Genomic DNA, 16,735 nt, shown 5'->3' on the forward strand with positions numbered 1-16,735 from the left:
GCCATATGAAAGGGGGTTCGTTCTTTTTATGCGTGTATCAAATGTAACGGTCAGGAAGAGATTGACGATTGTCTTATTAGTAGGGATACTCGTATTTTCTATTATTGATATGCGGTTAGGATATGTTCAACTTTTTTTGGGAGATGGGCTGACTGAAAAGGCAAAAGGATTGTGGAGCCGGAATATTCCGTTTGAACCAAACCGGGGGGAAATTATCGACCGAAATGGTGTGGCGCTTGCAACCAATATTAGTGCGCCCACCGTTTATGTTGTTCCCCGTCAAATTAAAAACCCTCAGGAAGCAGCAGAAAAATTGGCATCTGTCTTAAATATGTCAAAAGAAAAGGCATATGAACTTATTACAAAAAAGACAAGCAGTGTAAAAATTCCGGAAGGCAGAAAGATTTCTCATGTAAAAGCCAAACAGATTCGTGCTTTAGGGATTGATGGTGTGTACATTGGAGAAGATTCAAAAAGACATTATCCATTTGGTAATTATCTTTCCCATGTTCTTGGTTTTGCTGGTATCGATAATCAAGGCTTGATGGGATTGGAGCTTTTCTATGATAAAGAGCTCAGCGGGACAGAAGGCTCGGTGAAGTTTTATGCGAATGCAAAGGGAGAACGGATGAACGATATGGCGGATGATTATGAGCCGCCGGTTGATGGCTTAGATTTAAAACTGACGATTGATTCGAAAATACAGACGATTTTAGAACGAGAATTTGACAATGCAGAAGCTACTTATAATCCAGATGGTCTTATTGGAATTGCCATGAATCCAAATACAGGAGAAATATTGGCGATGTCCAGCCGGCCAAGCTTTGATCCGGCTGACTTTCGAAATGTAGAACCTGAAATTTATAATCGCAACCTGCCAATTTGGAGTAGCTATGAACCAGGGTCAACATTTAAAATTATCACGTTGGCGGCAGCCCTTGAAGAGGGAAAAGTCGATTTGGAAAAAGAAGTATTTCATGATCCTGGATACGTTAGTGTCGGTGGTGCCAGATTGCGTTGCTGGAAAAAAGGCGGCCATGGCAGTCAGTCATTTCTTGAGGTCGTCCAAAACTCTTGTAACCCTGGATTTGTTGAACTTGGTGAGAGATTAGGAAAAGATACATTATTTAAATATGTTAAGGATTTTGGTTTTGGGGAAAAAACAGGTATTGACCTGCAAGGTGAAGGAAAAGGGATCCTGTTTAATCTTGAACGTGTCGGTCCTGTGGAGCAGGCAACGACTGCTTTTGGACAGGGGGTTTCGGTTACGCCTATCCAACAAGTTACGGCCGTTTCAGCAGCCATTAATGGCGGAACATTATATACGCCGTATGTGGCAAAGGAATTAATTGATCCGACCACTGGAGAAGTAGTGATGAAGAAAAACCCTGTTGCAAAAAGAAAAGTAATTTCAAATGAAACATCAACAAAAATTAGATATGCCCTCGAAAGCGTTGTCGCCCAAGGAACAGGCGGAAAAGCATTTGTGGATGGTTATCGAGTCGGCGGTAAAACAGGTACGGCACAAAAAGCACAAAACGGCCGCTATTTGGAAAATAATCATATTGTATCGTTTATCGGTTTTGCACCGGCAGATGATCCGCAAATTGTCGTTTATGTTGCGGTAGATAACCCAAAGGGGACCGTACAGTTCGGGGGTACAGTTGCAGCGCCGATCGTTGGAAATATTATTGGCGATAGCTTAAGAGTAATGGGTGTGGAGCCAAGAAAAGAACAAATAGAAAAAGAGTTAACGTGGATGGATACACCAATGATCGAAGTTCCTGACCTTGTTGGAATCTCTAAAACAGAAATACGTGAGCTTATGTTGAATTTAAAGATTGATGCCAGCGGTGATGGCGATACCGTTGTCAAACAAACACCTGAAGCAGGTGTGAAATTAAAAGAAGGTTCAACGATCAGGCTTTACTTTGGTAATTCTCCAGATAAAAATCAGTAATTTGTCGTATCACAGTGTCAACTAATCATATATTACACAGGGGGGCGGCTCGTTTTTACTCCGCCTCTTTTCACATATTATGAACTAGTTTAGCATGAACATATTGCTTTTTTTCTCATACATTAAAAATGAAAATAGATTAATTGCCATTTATCATGTAAAATAATATCGCGCTTGTTTGTAAGCAGGTCATCTAAGTATTTCAATTTTGAGAGGATTTGAGTGATTTGAAATTACATACCTTACTTCAATATTTGTATCCTTATTTGCCGGTTGATGGTGAAAATCCAGAGGTTACATCAATTGAAAATGATAACAGAAAGGTTCAGCCCGGCAGTCTATTTGTTTGTATCAAAGGCTATACGGTAGATGGGCATGATTTTGCACAGTCTGCAGAAAAAAATGGTGCCGTTGCTGTTTTAGCTGAAAGGGAACTATCATTAAATATTCCAGTTATTGTTGTCAAAAATACTAAGCGGGCCATGGCGTTATTAGCTGACTTCTTTTATGAACATCCAACACAAGCCTTGCACCTTGTAGGAATTACAGGTACAAATGGTAAAACAACGACAAGTCATTTAATCGAAAAAATTTTTTCTGATCATGGCAAAAAAACCGGTTTGATAGGAACAATGTATACAAAAATTGCCGGTGAAACGTTTAAAACAAAAAATACGACACCTGAAAGCTTGACACTGCAAAAAACATTTAAGGAAATGGTTGATGAGGGCGTAACTGCGGCAGTCATGGAGGTTTCTTCCCATGCGTTAGTGGAAGGACGGGTACATGGATGTGATTATGATGTGGCTGTTTTTACAAACCTTACCCAGGATCATCTAGATTATCATAAGACAATGGATGAATACCGTCAGGCAAAAGGGTTATTGTTCTCGCAGTTAGGAAATGCATTTAACAGCCGGAAGCCAAAATTTGCCGTATTAAATGTAGACGATAAAGCAAGTGAACAATACATAACGAATACTGCGGCAAGAGTAGTGACATATGGTATTGATCAAGAGGCTGATTTTTACGCAAAAAACATTCAAATGACAGCAAGAGGAACATCTTTCGAATTATGGAGCCCACTTGGAACGTATTCAATTAACATGAAGTTAATTGGCAAATTTAGTGTATATAATGTTTTGGCAAGTATTGCTGCTGCATTTGTTTCCGGTGTACCAATCAATAAAGCTATCTCTTCAATTGAAGAAGTAGAAGGGGTTTCCGGGCGTTTTGAAGCTGTGAGCGCTGGACAGGATTTTTCAGTCATTGTAGACTACTCCCATACTCCGGATAGTCTTGAAAATGCTTTAAAAACAGTTCGTCAGTTTGCAGAGAAACGGATCTTTGTTGTTGTTGGCTGTGGAGGCGACCGTGACAGAACAAAGCGGCCGCTGATGGCAAAAATTGCATGTCAGTTGGCAACCGATCCTATTTTTACATCTGATAACCCACGCAGTGAGGACCCTGAGGCCATTTTACGGGAGATGGAAGCAGGGGTTATCGGGGAAAAATATATAAGTATTACTGATCGTAAGCAGGCAATCCAATATGCGGTAAACGAAGCCAAACAAGGCGATGTCATTTTAATTGCCGGAAAAGGCCATGAAACATATCAGCAAATAGGCCGGGAAGTGTTTGATTTTGATGATCGGCTTGTTGCAAAAGGGGCTATTGAGGAGAAGATACAATGACATTAAGATATCGTGATTTGGTTCAATTATTTCCGGGAAACAAGGGGATAAGTGAACCGTCCTTATCGTTTTTAACCGTTACTGCTTTTGCTCGAATACCTCAGCCTAAAGGGATCTTTGTTCCCTTATTTCATAATTCGGGTGAATTAAAGGAAGCAATTGATCACGGTGCGGTCGCTGCTTTATGGGATGAAAAGATTCCACTGCCAGCCTATATGCCAAACCATTTTATTGTTTTTTATTGCAATGATTTACTGAAAGGTTTAAAAAAGATGATTGAATTATATCGTAAGAATCAGCTAGAAATGGAAGAAGAACAAATGAATCAAACAAAATTTTACTTTTTGCCTGAAATCAGTCTGAATGAGAAGGAAAGCACATATGATTTAGCTGTAATGGTAAATGAATTGGATCTGTTGTTGAAAGACAGCGAAGATGGGAGGGGGAAGTAAGTGCAAGAACAGGTGTTGTTTTTTTCTATATTACTTGGATTTCTCATAACGGTTTTACTATCCCCCATTTTCATACCTTTTTTAAGAAGATTAAAATTTGGACAAAGTATTCGTGAGGAAGGACCGAAATCTCACCAGAAGAAAACGGGGACTCCAACAATGGGCGGCATTATGATTTTACTTTCTATTATCATAACGACGCTGGTGATGACGGAGAAATTTAGTGAACCTACGATAAAGACGTTTATCCTTTTGTTTGTGACAATCGGGTTTGGACTTTTAGGGTTTTTGGATGATTTTATAAAAGTGGCAATGAAAAGAAACCTTGGTTTAACATCGAAGCAAAAACTGCTTGGCCAAATTGTCGTTTCAATTGTTGTCTATTTCTTATTAAAACAAACGAATTTTTCAACGTCCGTAGAGATTCCGTTTACCAATTATACAGTAGAGCTCGGCTTTTTTTATGCTTTATTTATTGTGTTCTGGCTTGTCGGGTTTTCCAATGCAGTCAATTTAACAGATGGACTTGATGGTCTTGTATCAGGAACAGCAGCCATAGCCTTTGGTGCTTTTGCTGTCTTAGCATGGAACCAATCGATGATCGAGGTTTCCATCTTCTCAGTAGCTGTTGTCGGGGCGGTGCTTGGTTTTCTTGTTTTTAACGCTCATCCAGCTAAGGTATTTATGGGAGATACAGGTTCGTTGGCGTTAGGAGGGGCTATCGCATCCGTTGCTATCTTAACAAAGCTTGAAATCATACTGCTTGTTATTGGCGGGGTATTTGTGATCGAAACTCTCTCGGTGATTTTGCAGGTTGCTTCATTTAAAACAACGGGAAAACGCATTTTCCGAATGAGTCCGCTGCACCATCATTATGAGTTATTGGGATGGAGTGAGTGGCGGGTAGTTGTCACATTCTGGACTGCTGGATTATTATTTGCCATAATAGGAATTTACATTGAGGTGTGGTTATAAATGAAAACAATAAATGATTATACTCATAAAAAAATACTAGTTCTTGGTTTGGCTAAAAGTGGTGTTGGTGCAGCATTACTATTACATAAGCTTGGTGCATTTGTCACTGTAAATGATTACAAGCCATTATCAGAGAATCCCGAAGCGCAAGGGCTCCTTGAACAGGGAATAAAGGTGATTTGCGGCGAGCATCCAATTGAACTGCTTGAAGAAGGATTTGAGTTGATTGTTAAGAATCCGGGGATTCCATATCATAATCCGATGATTGTAGGTGCGATGGAAAGGGGAATTCCTGTTATTACCGAGGTCGAACTGGCTTATCAAATTTCTGAGGCTCCTTTTATTGCTATTACAGGAACAAATGGAAAAACAACGACAACAACGCTAGTTTATGAAATGCTCAAGGCGGGGAATAAGAACCCGCTTATTGCTGGTAATATCGGTACCGTGGCTTCAGAGGTTGCACAAGCAGCGGAAGGACATAATCAAATTGTCATCGAGCTATCTTCGTTCCAGCTCATGGGTACTCCTAGCTTCAGACCAAAGATTGCCATTTTGACCAATTTGTATGATGCCCATCTCGATTATCATGGGACAAGATTAGAATACATAAAAGCAAAGGCAAATATAACTAAAAACCAAACGAGTGATGACTTTTTTATTGTTAACGCCGAGCAGGAAGAGGTAATGAATGTTGCCCGCGCGTCAAAGGCTCAGATTGTACCGTTTTCCCCTGTAAGAGAGCTTACTAATGGCGCATATATAAAAGATGGCTGGCTGATTTTCGAAGGGGAACAGATCATGCAGCAGGCAGATATAAGACTGCCTGGTGCGCATAATCTTGAAAATATTTTATCAGCGGTAGCAGCTGCTAAGTTGTCTGGAGTTCAAAATGATGCAATTTACCAAGTACTTACTACCTTTACAGGAGTTAAACATAGACTGCAATTTATCGGTGAAGTTTGCGGCAGACTGTTTTATAACGATTCAAAAGCGACTAATATATTGGCAACAAAGAATGCATTAGCGGCCTTCGATAAACCAATCATTTTGCTCGCAGGCGGTTTGGACAGGGGAAATGAATTCGATGAACTCATTCCTTCTTTTAAAAATGTCAAAGCAATGATTACGTTTGGACAAACAGCAGGAAAAATGGAAAATGCAGCACAAAAGGCAGGAATAAAAACAATTCAACGTGTCGATAATGTTGGAAAAGCTGTTCCTCTTGCTTATGAGCTCTCAGAACCGGGTGATGTCGTGCTATTATCACCAGCATGTGCGAGCTGGGATCAATATAAAACTTTTGAAGTAAGGGGAGACATTTTTATCGAAGCAGTGCATAAGCTTAAGTAAGGGCTTGTCTTCTAGAGGAGAATGTTTTTATTGTCACCTGAGTGGTTCCTAGACTTCTCTAAGCAGGCCAAATAACTTGCATTTCGAGGTGTGGTCTTTTGCCGACAAAAAAAACGACTCCTGATATTATTTTAATGATATTGACTTTTACGCTCTTAGCTATAGGATTGATCATGGTATACAGTGCAAGTGCCATTTGGGCAGATTATAAATTCGATGATTCCTTTTTCTTTGCTAAACGACAGATGCTGTTTGCTGGCGTAGGGATTGTTGGAATGTTTTTTATCATGAATGTGGATTATTGGACATGGAGAACATGGGCGAAAGTACTAATAATTGTTTGCTTTGTACTGTTATTGCTTGTGTTGATTCCGGGAATTGGGAACGTCCGTAACGGTTCACGAAGCTGGATTGGTATCGGTGCGTTTTCGATTCAGCCTTCAGAATTTATGAAGCTAGCAATGATCGCTTTTTTAGCTAAGTTTTTATCCGAGAAACAAAAATATATTACATCATTTAAAAAAGGTTTAGCACCTTCGTTAGGTCTAGTATTTTTAGCCTTTGGGATGATTATGCTCCAGCCTGATTTAGGGACAGGAACAGTCATGGTTGGTACCTGTATTGTGATGATTTTTATTGCCGGGGCAAGGGTAAGTCATTTTGCTGTTCTTGGGTTAATGGGGGTAGCTGGTTTCGCGGCACTGGTTATATCCGCTCCGTACCGGATTAAACGGATAACATCCTTTTTGGATCCGTGGCAGGATCCGCTTGGTAGTGGGTTTCAAATTATTCAATCACTATTTGCTATTGGACCAGGGGGATTATTCGGCTTAGGTTTGGGACAAAGCAGACAAAAATTTTTCTATTTGCCTGAGCCGCAAACAGATTTTATTTTTGCTATCTTAGCAGAAGAGTTAGGTTTTATCGGAGGATCCTTTATTTTATTATTGTTTTCTCTTTTGCTCTGGCGGGGGATACGAATCGCCTTAGGTGCCCCTGACCTTTATGGAAGTTTTCTAGCCGTTGGAATTATCGCGATGGTAGCAATCCAAGTGATGATCAATATTGGGGTTGTAACCGGCCTTATGCCGGTAACAGGGATCACGCTTCCATTTTTAAGCTATGGGGGCTCCTCGTTAACACTGATGCTTTTGGCAATTGGCGTGTTGCTGAATATAAGCCGCTATTCACGGTACTGATGGTGTTTTTTCTATTTGAGCTGACCGATTTCAGGTCAGTTTTTTTGTGGAGTGAGAAAGAATTGTTTTTTGCCTTCGTTCCGTCATAAAAAAGGATTATAATCAATAATGTTGAAATAGGTATTTCAAATGAATATCAATTTGGTTGCGTGTATTACACATTTATCATTCTTTTCTATAAATGATTACGATTTTATAACATTCTTTTGATGGTATCTTTCTTACGTTTGGAATATAGTAGAATAAGAAAAGTAAATAAGGGATTTTATTCACTTTTATAATTCCAAATTACATACTGTTAATTATCCGTTCTATGAGGTGAAACAATGAATATTGTGGTAAGCGGAGGAGGGACTGGAGGTCATATTTATCCAGCCCTAGCTCTTATTCGTGAGATAAAGAAAGCAGCACAAGATGTAAATTTTTTATACATCGGTACGGAAAAGGGACTTGAAAGCAAGCTTGTGACGCGAGAAAACATTCCTTTCAAATCAATACATATCACAGGTTTTAAAAGAAAAGTCTCATTTGAAAATGTCAAAACGATTCTCCGTTTTATTAAAGGAGTAAATGATAGTAAGAAAATGTTGAAGGAATTTAAAGCGGATGTTGTCATTGGTACTGGAGGATATGTATGTGGTCCTGTTGTTTATGCTGCCGCAAAGCTCGGGATACCGACAATTATCCATGAACAAAACAGTGTCCCTGGTTTAACGAATAAATTCTTAAGTCGTTATGTAGACCGGATTGCCGTGTGCTTTGAGGAAGCAAAAACGTTTTTTCCTGAATCGAAAGTGGTTCTTACCGGAAACCCTCGTGCTCAAGAAGTATTACACCAAGACGGGATAAAAGGTAGATTATCAGCTGGTTTAAGTGTAACCGAACCAGTTGTATTAATCGTTGGCGGCAGCCGGGGGGCAAGACCGATTAACGAAGCTGTTTTAAAAGCTTTATCATTACTCGGAGAAAAGCCTTATCAAGTGCTTTATGTTACAGGTGATGTTCATTATGAAGAGGTAAAAAAAGAAGTTGAACTAGTGGGAAATCCGAAGAATGTAATCATAAAACCATTTATTCATAATATGCCTGAGGTACTGGCCGGGGTTGATTTGACGGTCGCAAGAGCAGGTGCTACAACACTTGCTGAGCTTACCTCATTAGGCATCCCAAGTATATTGATTCCAAGCCCATATGTAACGAATAACCATCAAGAAAAAAATGCCCGTGCATTAAGTGATCACGATGCGGCTGAATTACTGCTTGAAAAAGATTTGACTAGTCATAAGCTCGTGGCAGAGATTGATCGGATCCTCATGGATGAAAACACGCTTAAGAAAATGAAAAAATCAGCAAAGGAATTAGGAATACCAGATGCTGCAAGTAGACTTTATCTTTTAATGAAGGAGCTTGTTGATAAGAAAAAGTAGCCCATTTATGATTTCGTCATACACTATGGTAAGCTATTTTTCAGGAGGGTTTTATGGACAATAATATAAATACGTTAATGAATGAACTTATAGAGTTAAATGTCGGCAAAGTGAAAAGACATGAGCCGCTTGCCAATCATACAACTATCAAAATAGGTGGTCCTGCCGATTTGTTGATTGAACCTAGTTCAATCAAATATTTGGAAACAACGTTGAATTTGATACGAAAATATAAAGTAGGCTGGAGAGCCATCGGCAGAGGATCCAATTTACTTGTTTCAGATGATGGTATTGAAGGAATCGTTATTAAATTAGGCAGCGGTTTAGATCATATGGATGTGAACGGAACGGTTTTAACAGTGGGAGCAGGTTATCCTCTTGTCAGCCTGGCTATGAAAATCAGCCGCCAAGGATTATCCGGACTTGAGTTTGCCAGCGGGATCCCTGGATCTGTTGGCGGAGCTGTTTATATGAATGCCGGAGCACATGGCTCAGATATATCCAAAATCCTAACGGAAGCACATATTCTTTTTGAAGATGGCACTATGAAATGGCTATCGAACGAGGAAATGGAATTTTCATATCGGACTTCTGTACTACAGAAAAAACGTCCTGGTATTGTCATTGAAGCCAGATTCCAACTGACTGAAGGGGACAAAGATAAGATTGTTGATGTCATGCAAAAGAATAAAGACTATCGAAAAGATACACAGCCATGGAATTTTCCATGTGCAGGGAGTATTTTTCGAAATCCACTGCCAAACTATGCGGGCCGATTAGTTGAAGAGGCAGGATTAAAAGGGCATCAAATTGGCGGTGCGAAAATTTCCGAAATGCATGGGAATTTTATTGTAAATGCAGGAAATGCCACGGCTTGTGACGTATTAAATTTAATAGAACATGTGAAAAAAACCGTTTTTGAATTATACCAAGTCAAAATGGAAACCGAAGTAGAGATAATAGGAAGAAAGTAACGGAAAACTTCCAAACGCAACATCCATTTACTGTGTTATAATTATCTATTGAAATATACTTAAAAACCATAACGGCATGATACTCGTGCCGTTGTTTTTAATAAGAAATGCGGACAAGCCATGAGAGGTGTGAGGTGATTGGAATGGAAAATGGTAATGTTGTCTCAATTGAAGATCGTATACCTAAATTAAAACAACAGCGCAGAAAAAAAGCCAATCGACGACTAATCTTTTTACTATTGCTATTTTTTATTCTAATCGCTTTTATTCTATATTTTCAATCTCCATTAAGTTATGTTAATCATGTTGTTATCAATGGAAATACAGCCCACACAGATAAGGAAATCATGGCGGTTGTCGGAATCAAAAAAGAGACAAATATTTGGAAAGTCCGCAAAAAGGAAATAGAAGAGAAGCTAATCGCCCTGCCTGAAATGAAAAAAGCAGACGTTGTGACAAAGCTGCCAAATTCTATCATTATAAATGTTCAAGAATATAAACGAATATCCTATATCTCTAAAGGGAAAAACTTTTTACCTGTTTTGGAAAATGGCAATATTCTTCAGGAGAAAAAAACAACAGACCTTCCATTAAATGCCCCCATTTTATTCAGTTTTTCTGAAAATAAAGCATTGAAGGAAATGATTGTTAGTCTAGAAAAATTACCTGCAGAAGTGTTGAATTCGATTTCAGAAATTCATTATGATCCAACAGAATCAGATCCATTTCATATTTCACTTTTTATGAATGACGGCAATCAAGTGAGTGCAACTATAAGAACATTTGCGGAAAAGATGTCCCATTACCCTTCAATTATAAGCCAGCTTGATCCAACCCAAAAAGGCGTGATTAATTTAGAAGTTGGTTCATACTTTAAGGCTTATGAACTGGAAGGAGATGAGCCGGTTGAAACAGATAAAGATCGTGAGGGGTAGATATGTCCTATTAACAGTTGTCTGCCTTGTCTTTGGGTTTATGATTGCATTCTCTTATCATTTAACCGAAAAACAGGCAAGTAATTCGAATATGACAAGCAGTCAATTTGAACGGGATATGGAACTAAGAAATGAATTGATCAAACAAGAAGAAAAAAATCGAGAGCTCAAGCAGGAACTGAGTCAAAAACAGAAGCAAGTGTTGAATAAAGAAAAGGAATTATCCAATGAGGCGCAAATTTATTTCAACCTTGCCGAAGATACAGAAAAATATCGAATGTATCTAGGTAAGGTTGACGTCAAAGGTGAGGGTGTTCAAGTAACCCTTGCGGACAGTGATTATAACCTTGATGAGCAAAACCCTAATCAATATATTGTTCATGAACATCATGTCTTTAAAGTTATAAATGAACTTAATATTTCAGGGGCTAGTGCGATTGCGATCAATGGGCAGAGGCTTTCACATGATTCATATGTGCTCTGTAATGGTCCGGTTATCGAAGTGGATGGGAAGAGTTTCCCTGCGCCATTTGTCATCACAGCCATTGGTGATGCGGACACAATGGCTGAATCATTAAACCTAAAAGGAGGAGTAAAAGATATTCTTGTAAATGAAAATGTTCAATTTACGCTAGAGAAAAAAGCTGAAATTGTGATAAACGCTAAATTAAATAGTTAATGGTTCTGGTAAAAGTAAGGTGGATCGAACATGGGGCAAAAAAGTTATCTAAGCATGGGGGTTATTACATTAATCATTGGTTTGATGATCGCCGTTCAATATCAAACTGTCAAAGATCCAATTGTTCGCGACACACGTGATACTTCACAGTTGCGCGAGGATTTAGTAAAAGAAAAAGAGCTTTATTTAAGTTTGATTCGTGAAATTAGATCGAATGAGGAAAAACTTGAAAAATACGAAACTGAGCGATCACAAAGCAAAGAACAGATTCTAAAAGAAACATTAAATGAATTAAAGACTGAAGCTGGCATGACAGAAGTCAAAGGACCGGGAATTGTGATCAATATTGAACATGTTGATGAGGCCCTATTACCTGGGAAAGTTGTATCTCCCATTTCTCCCTATTTAATCCAAAGGCTGGTCAATGAACTCAATCAATATGGTGCTAATCATATTTCAATTGCCGGACAGCGACTGATTAATTCCAGCGTGATTCGCGATATCAATGGCCAAACAAAGGTGGATGGATACAGTTTAGATACGTTTCCGATTGAAGTAAAAATAGCCGTTGATAATATAGAGGCAGCCGAAAAACTACATAACCGTATGCAAGTATCATCTTCAGCAGAGGACTTTTTTGTGGATAATTTTCGTTTAAAAATATCAGATCCTCAAACAAACATAATCATACCGGCATATAAGGACAGCTTAAAAATCCGTCACATGGAGTTGGCAGAGACTGAAAAAGGAGGGTAAACATGTGGCTTCCCGTTCTCGGGTTACTGATAGGGTTATTTCTCGGTTCGCTCACCGATATAAGGATCCCTGTTGAATATTCCAATTATTTATCGATTGCTGTACTTGCAGCGCTGGACACATTATTTGGGGGAATAAGAGCACATCTGCAAAATATTTATGATGAAAAAGTATTTGTGTCAGGCTTTTTCTTTAATATTATTTTAGCTGCAAGTTTAGCTTTTCTAGGTGTCCATCTTGGTGTAGACTTATATCTAGCAGCAGTTTTTGCATTTGGTGTTAGGCTTTTTCAAAATATTGCTGTTATTCGAAGAATTCTACTTACAAAGTGGTCAGCAAATAAGGAAAAAATGTAAAAAAATTAAATTTTAAAAAGGGAATAATTACATTTTGACGAATAATTTTAAGATAAAAGTAAAAGCGAACAAAAATTGCAGAAATTCGTAAGAGGGTTTCAAACTAAAGGACCAAGAAGCAGGTTCGCTAATCGTCAAATATAGTTATTACTTAATTTAGAGACTTGTTGTTCAAACAGTAATTGTAAAGGGAGGTGCCATAGAATGAACAGCAATGAAATTTACGTTAGCCTTGACATCGGTACATCCAGTGTGAAAGTAATCATAGGTGAAATGGTCAACGATGCATTAAATATTATTGGCGTGGGAAATGTTCCCTCTGAAGGATTACGAAAAGGTTCAATTGTTGATATAGATGAAACCGTTCATTCTATTAGGAAAGCAATAGAACAGGCTGAAAGAATGATAGGGATGGACATTCGGCAAGTGATTGTTGGAATAACAGGTAATCATATCATGCTGCAGCCTTCACACGGAGTAGTTGCCGTATCAAGCGAAAACAGGGAAATATCGGATGTGGACATCGCTAGAGTTTTAGAGGCGGCACAAGTTGTTTCAGTTCCTCCAGAGAGAGAAATTATTGATGTGATTCCAAAACAGTTTATTGTTGATGGTCTTGATGAAATTCATGATCCACGCGGAATGATTGGTGTTCGGCTTGAAGTGGAAGGTACGATTATTACAGGTTCAAAGACAATCCTACATAATATTTTGCGCTGCGTAGAGAAAGCGGGTTTAGAAATATTAGACATAACTTTACAGCCACTTGCTGCAGGATCGTTTGCCCTTTCAAAGGATGAAAAAAATCTTGGCGTTGCTCTCATTGATATTGGCGGAGGATCAACAACGATCGCATTATTTGAACAAGGCGGGTTACGTGCTACGTCTGTCCTTCCGGTTGGCGGAGATCATATTACAAAGGACATATCCATTGGACTTAGAACTTCATCTGAAGATGCTGAAAAATTAAAAATCAAATATGGACATGCTTTTTATGATCACGCTTCCGAGGATGTGGTATTTAATGTTCCGATTATTGGGAGTGATCAGCAGCAGACTTTTAATCAATTAGAATTAAGTGATATTATTGAAGCTAGAATGGAAGAAATCTTTGAAATGATTCTAGCGGAAATTCATCGTTTAGGCCTAAGGGATGTACCTGGTGGTTTTGTCCTAACCGGTGGTGTCGCTAATACACCAGGAATCCTTGAACTGGCACAGGTTGTGTTCGAAAACCGGGTTCGTATTGCGATTCCTGATTATATTGGCGTGAGGGAGCCGCATTTTACGACTGCTGTCGGTTTAATTAAGTTTGCCTATAAAAATGCAAAGATTCAAGGGAGACAGATGAGTTCAACTTCTGTTAATAATCATGAAGTAAAAGAGAAACGACCGGTAAAACAAGCGCAGGCAAAGTCAAAGCCGGAAAAACAACCTGAAGAAAAAGTTTCTTCAAAAATGAAAAAGTTTTTTGGTTACTTTTTCGAATAATAAAATCGAAATAACAGACTGATATAATGTAGCAATCCGAGTATGCACTGCTAACAGGAATATCGACGATTTAGGAGGATTTGTCATGCTGGAATTTGAATCAAATGTAGAGGCATTAGCAACGATAAAGGTTATAGGTGTTGGCGGTGGGGGGAATAATGCCGTCAACCGTATGATAGAACATGGTGTTCAAGGTGTAGAATTTATTGCCGTTAATACTGATGCCCAAGCATTGAATCTGTCAAAAGCAGAAATAAAAATGCAAATTGGCGGTAAATTAACAAGAGGACTTGGTGCAGGTGCTAATCCTGAAGTAGGAAAAAAAGCGGCGGAAGAAAGTAAAGAACAAATTGAAGAAGCCTTAAAAGGTGCTGATATGGTTTTTGTTACTTGCGGTATGGGAGGCGGAACAGGAACTGGTGCTGCCCCTGTGGTTGCACAAATTGCAAGAGACTTAGGTGCATTAACGGTAGGAGTAGTAACGAGACCGTTTACATTTGAAGGAAGAAAAAGGGCTACACAAGCTACTGGCGGGATTTCCTGTATGAAGGAATCTGTCGATACATTAATTGTCATTCCGAATGATCGTCTTCTTGAAATTGTTGATAAAAGCACGCCAATGCTTGAGGCATTTAGAGAAGCAGATAATGTACTTCGTCAAGGGGTTCAAGGGATTTCAGATTTAATCGCTGTACCTGGTTTAATTAACCTGGACTTCGCCGATGTAAAAACTATTATGTCTAATAAAGGCTCTGCATTGATGGGAATAGGTGTGGCTTCAGGTGAAAACCGTGCTGCTGAAGCTGCGAAAAAATCAATTTCTTCACCATTACTTGAAACATCTATTGATGGTGCACAGGGTGTGTTATTAAATATTACCGGCGGTTCAAATTTAAGTCTTTATGAAGTACAAGAAGCAGCCGATATTGTTGCGAGTGCCTCCGACCAAGAAGTAAACATGATTTTTGGTTCTGTCATTAACGATAATTTAAAGGATGAAATCGTTGTAACGGTAATCGCAACCGGGTTTAATGAAGAAGTCATGCAGTCGGCAAAACCGATGCGTCCTTCTTTTGGTCAACAGCAACAGCAAAAGACTGTGACAAATACAGTGAAAAGAGAGCCTAAAAGAGAAGAGCCTCCTGTAGAGCAGACAAGAGTAAGTGCACCACAGCAAGGTGAAGATGTTCTTGATATTCCAACTTTCTTGAGAAATCGCAATAGAAGAAGGTAAACATAAAAAAAGCATAGCCATTGGCTATGCCTTTTTTATTATGCACAAGGGTAGGTTTCTATCTACTTATACACGTGCAAAATTCATAGTAGATTGGCGAAAAAGGAATCGGATTCCTGTTAATTAAGTGAATGTTAACATAAATAAAATAGTGACAAAAAGCGGTGGGAATAGTGAAAATTTCTGCTTTTTTATAACCAGAAAGTGACACACTTCATCAATGAAGGTAATGTATACTTTTTTGTAACAGATTAATAGATAAAAGGAGGAAGTCTATTGGCCGTTTATTTAGATATCATTTGGTTACTAAATTTCTTATTTGATAGCCTCCTTCTTTATTTAACTGCCCTAGTTTTAAAAAGGGATTTCCGTTTTTGGAGACTTTTAGCAGGGGGGATGATCGGTTCATTCATCATTATATTATCGATTACACCTTTGAATACCTATTCAGGGCACCCAATGGTAAAGTTATTGTTTTCTGTTTTAATGATTCTCACAGTTTTTGGGTATAAGAGATTTAAATATTTTCTCAGTGGACTTATGACATTTTATTTGACTACTTTTCTTGTTGGCGGTTCATTAATGGGCATACATTATTTTATTCAATTTGATATGAATCTTTCATCGTCTGTATTTTTGGCAAGTGTAAAAGGGTTTGGTGATCCAATTAGCTGGTTGTTTATTGTATTTGGCTTTCCTTTAGCATGGCAGTTTTCCAAAAGGAATTTTGAGCGAATAGAAGTGGCAAAAATTCAATACAGCCAGAAAGTGCTGCTACAGATTGTTTTAGACGGCAAATCATATAATTTTACCGGCCTCGTAGATAGTGGCAATCAGTTGTATGATCCTATTTCAAAAATGCCGGTCATGTTTGTTTCAGTAAAAAAAATATTAGAGGAATTACCAGAGGAATTAAAGCTGGTTGCCTTAGGCTCAGAGCAAGTCATTATGGGCAATACACCAATGGCACCGGAGTGGGAAAATCGCATGAGAGTGATTCCTTATAAAGTGTTGGGAAAGGAGCATCAATTAATTATTGCCATCAAACCGGAGCAAATCATGATTACGCAAAATGGAGAAACGCATCAAGTTGAAAAAGGCCTTGTTTCCTTCACGATGCAGGAACTCTCCTCTGACGACAGTTTCCAAGCCATCGTCCATCCTAAAATGCTAAATGGAATAAGAAAAGCGGAGCCGGCTTGACCAGGGGCGACAAGCATAAGATGGCCCGAGGGTGAGGTTGTCCTTTA

Annotated in this window: 15 protein-coding genes; all 15 read left to right on the forward strand. The window is 38.7% G+C overall.

Features of this window, described 5'->3' with window-relative positions; all coding sequences use genetic code 11:
- Window positions 1–28: 28 nt before the first annotated feature.
- The 15 genes from R4Z09_RS08845 to spoIIGA all read left to right on the forward strand — a co-directional run bounded on the left by R4Z09_RS08845 (window position 29) and on the right by spoIIGA (window position 16,688).
- Complete coding sequence (locus R4Z09_RS08845; protein ID WP_338451961.1) at window positions 29–1,960, forward strand: stage V sporulation protein D; 1,932 nt, start codon at window positions 29–31, stop codon at window positions 1,958–1,960.
- Between the two features lie 227 nt (window positions 1,961–2,187).
- Window positions 2,188–3,654, forward strand: a complete 1,467-nt coding sequence (locus R4Z09_RS08850) for a UDP-N-acetylmuramoyl-L-alanyl-D-glutamate--2,6-diaminopimelate ligase (RefSeq protein WP_338451962.1) — start codon at window positions 2,188–2,190, stop codon at window positions 3,652–3,654.
- On the forward strand, window positions 3,651–4,106 hold the full coding sequence (locus tag R4Z09_RS08855; RefSeq protein WP_338451963.1) for a hypothetical protein: 456 nt from the start codon (window positions 3,651–3,653) through the stop codon (window positions 4,104–4,106). Before R4Z09_RS08850 ends, R4Z09_RS08855 begins: the two co-directional genes overlap by 4 nt.
- Entirely contained in the window at window positions 4,107–5,081 is a 975-nt protein-coding gene (gene mraY / locus R4Z09_RS08860; RefSeq protein ID WP_338451964.1) for a phospho-N-acetylmuramoyl-pentapeptide-transferase, read from the forward strand.
- Window positions 5,082–6,434 (forward strand): UDP-N-acetylmuramoyl-L-alanine--D-glutamate ligase, encoded by a 1,353-nt coding sequence (murD, locus tag R4Z09_RS08865; RefSeq protein WP_338451965.1) that lies wholly within the window; start codon window positions 5,082–5,084, stop codon window positions 6,432–6,434.
- Window positions 6,435–6,532: 98 nt separating this feature from the next.
- Window positions 6,533–7,633, forward strand: a complete 1,101-nt coding sequence (spoVE, locus tag R4Z09_RS08870) for a stage V sporulation protein E (RefSeq protein ID WP_338451966.1) — start codon at window positions 6,533–6,535, stop codon at window positions 7,631–7,633.
- Between the two features lie 326 nt (window positions 7,634–7,959).
- Window positions 7,960–9,060 carry an undecaprenyldiphospho-muramoylpentapeptide beta-N-acetylglucosaminyltransferase gene (gene murG, locus R4Z09_RS08875; RefSeq protein ID WP_338451967.1) on the forward strand — a complete coding sequence of 367 codons (1,101 nt, stop codon included), beginning with the start codon at window positions 7,960–7,962 and terminating at the stop codon, window positions 9,058–9,060.
- A gap of 53 nt (window positions 9,061–9,113) precedes the next feature.
- Window positions 9,114–10,034, forward strand: coding sequence for a UDP-N-acetylmuramate dehydrogenase (gene murB, locus R4Z09_RS08880; RefSeq protein ID WP_338451968.1), 921 nt, complete (start codon window positions 9,114–9,116; stop codon window positions 10,032–10,034).
- 143 nt (window positions 10,035–10,177) lie between these two features.
- Entirely contained in the window at window positions 10,178–10,969 is a 792-nt protein-coding gene (locus R4Z09_RS08885) for a cell division protein FtsQ/DivIB (RefSeq protein ID WP_338451969.1), read from the forward strand.
- Complete coding sequence (locus R4Z09_RS08890) at window positions 10,932–11,648, forward strand: DUF881 domain-containing protein (RefSeq protein WP_338451970.1); 717 nt, start codon at window positions 10,932–10,934, stop codon at window positions 11,646–11,648. The genes R4Z09_RS08885 and R4Z09_RS08890 overlap by 38 nt, the downstream gene beginning before the upstream one ends.
- Before the next feature lie 30 nt (window positions 11,649–11,678).
- Window positions 11,679–12,404 (forward strand): DUF881 domain-containing protein, encoded by a 726-nt coding sequence (locus R4Z09_RS08895; RefSeq protein ID WP_338451971.1) that lies wholly within the window; start codon window positions 11,679–11,681, stop codon window positions 12,402–12,404.
- 2 nt (window positions 12,405–12,406) lie between these two features.
- Window positions 12,407–12,760, forward strand: coding sequence for a small basic family protein (locus R4Z09_RS08900; RefSeq protein WP_338451972.1), 354 nt, complete (start codon window positions 12,407–12,409; stop codon window positions 12,758–12,760).
- Window positions 12,761–12,964: 204 nt separating this feature from the next.
- Window positions 12,965–14,251 (forward strand): cell division protein FtsA, encoded by a 1,287-nt coding sequence (gene ftsA / locus R4Z09_RS08905; RefSeq protein ID WP_338451973.1) that lies wholly within the window; start codon window positions 12,965–12,967, stop codon window positions 14,249–14,251.
- Window positions 14,252–14,336: 85 nt separating this feature from the next.
- Window positions 14,337–15,485 (forward strand): cell division protein FtsZ, encoded by a 1,149-nt coding sequence (gene ftsZ, locus R4Z09_RS08910; RefSeq protein WP_338451974.1) that lies wholly within the window; start codon window positions 14,337–14,339, stop codon window positions 15,483–15,485.
- Between the two features lie 276 nt (window positions 15,486–15,761).
- A complete protein-coding gene (gene spoIIGA, locus R4Z09_RS08915) occupies window positions 15,762–16,688 on the forward strand; it encodes a sigma-E processing peptidase SpoIIGA (RefSeq protein ID WP_338451975.1) in 927 nt (308 codons plus the stop codon).
- The last annotated feature ends 47 nt before the right edge of the window (window positions 16,689–16,735 follow it).

It is taken from the genome of Niallia oryzisoli (assembly GCF_036670025.1).
Lineage (GTDB): Bacteria > Bacillota > Bacilli > Bacillales > Cytobacillaceae > Bacillus_BD > Bacillus_BD oryzisoli.

Coding starts and splice junctions, on each gene's coding strand:
- R4Z09_RS08845 (WP_338451961.1), top strand. CDS start 29: ATGCGTGTATCAAATGTAACGGTCAGGAAGAGATTGACGATTGTCTTA.
- R4Z09_RS08855 (WP_338451963.1), top strand. CDS start 3,651: ATGACATTAAGATATCGTGATTTGGTTCAATTATTTCCGGGAAACAAG.
- murD (WP_338451965.1), top strand. CDS start 5,082: ATGAAAACAATAAATGATTATACTCATAAAAAAATACTAGTTCTTGGT.
- murG (WP_338451967.1), top strand. CDS start 7,960: ATGAATATTGTGGTAAGCGGAGGAGGGACTGGAGGTCATATTTATCCA.
- murB (WP_338451968.1), top strand. CDS start 9,114: ATGGACAATAATATAAATACGTTAATGAATGAACTTATAGAGTTAAAT.
- R4Z09_RS08885 (WP_338451969.1), top strand. CDS start 10,178: ATGGAAAATGGTAATGTTGTCTCAATTGAAGATCGTATACCTAAATTA.
- R4Z09_RS08890 (WP_338451970.1), top strand. CDS start 10,932: ATGAGCCGGTTGAAACAGATAAAGATCGTGAGGGGTAGATATGTCCTA.
- R4Z09_RS08895 (WP_338451971.1), top strand. CDS start 11,679: ATGGGGCAAAAAAGTTATCTAAGCATGGGGGTTATTACATTAATCATT.
- R4Z09_RS08900 (WP_338451972.1), top strand. CDS start 12,407: ATGTGGCTTCCCGTTCTCGGGTTACTGATAGGGTTATTTCTCGGTTCG.
- ftsA (WP_338451973.1), top strand. CDS start 12,965: ATGAACAGCAATGAAATTTACGTTAGCCTTGACATCGGTACATCCAGT.
- ftsZ (WP_338451974.1), top strand. CDS start 14,337: ATGCTGGAATTTGAATCAAATGTAGAGGCATTAGCAACGATAAAGGTT.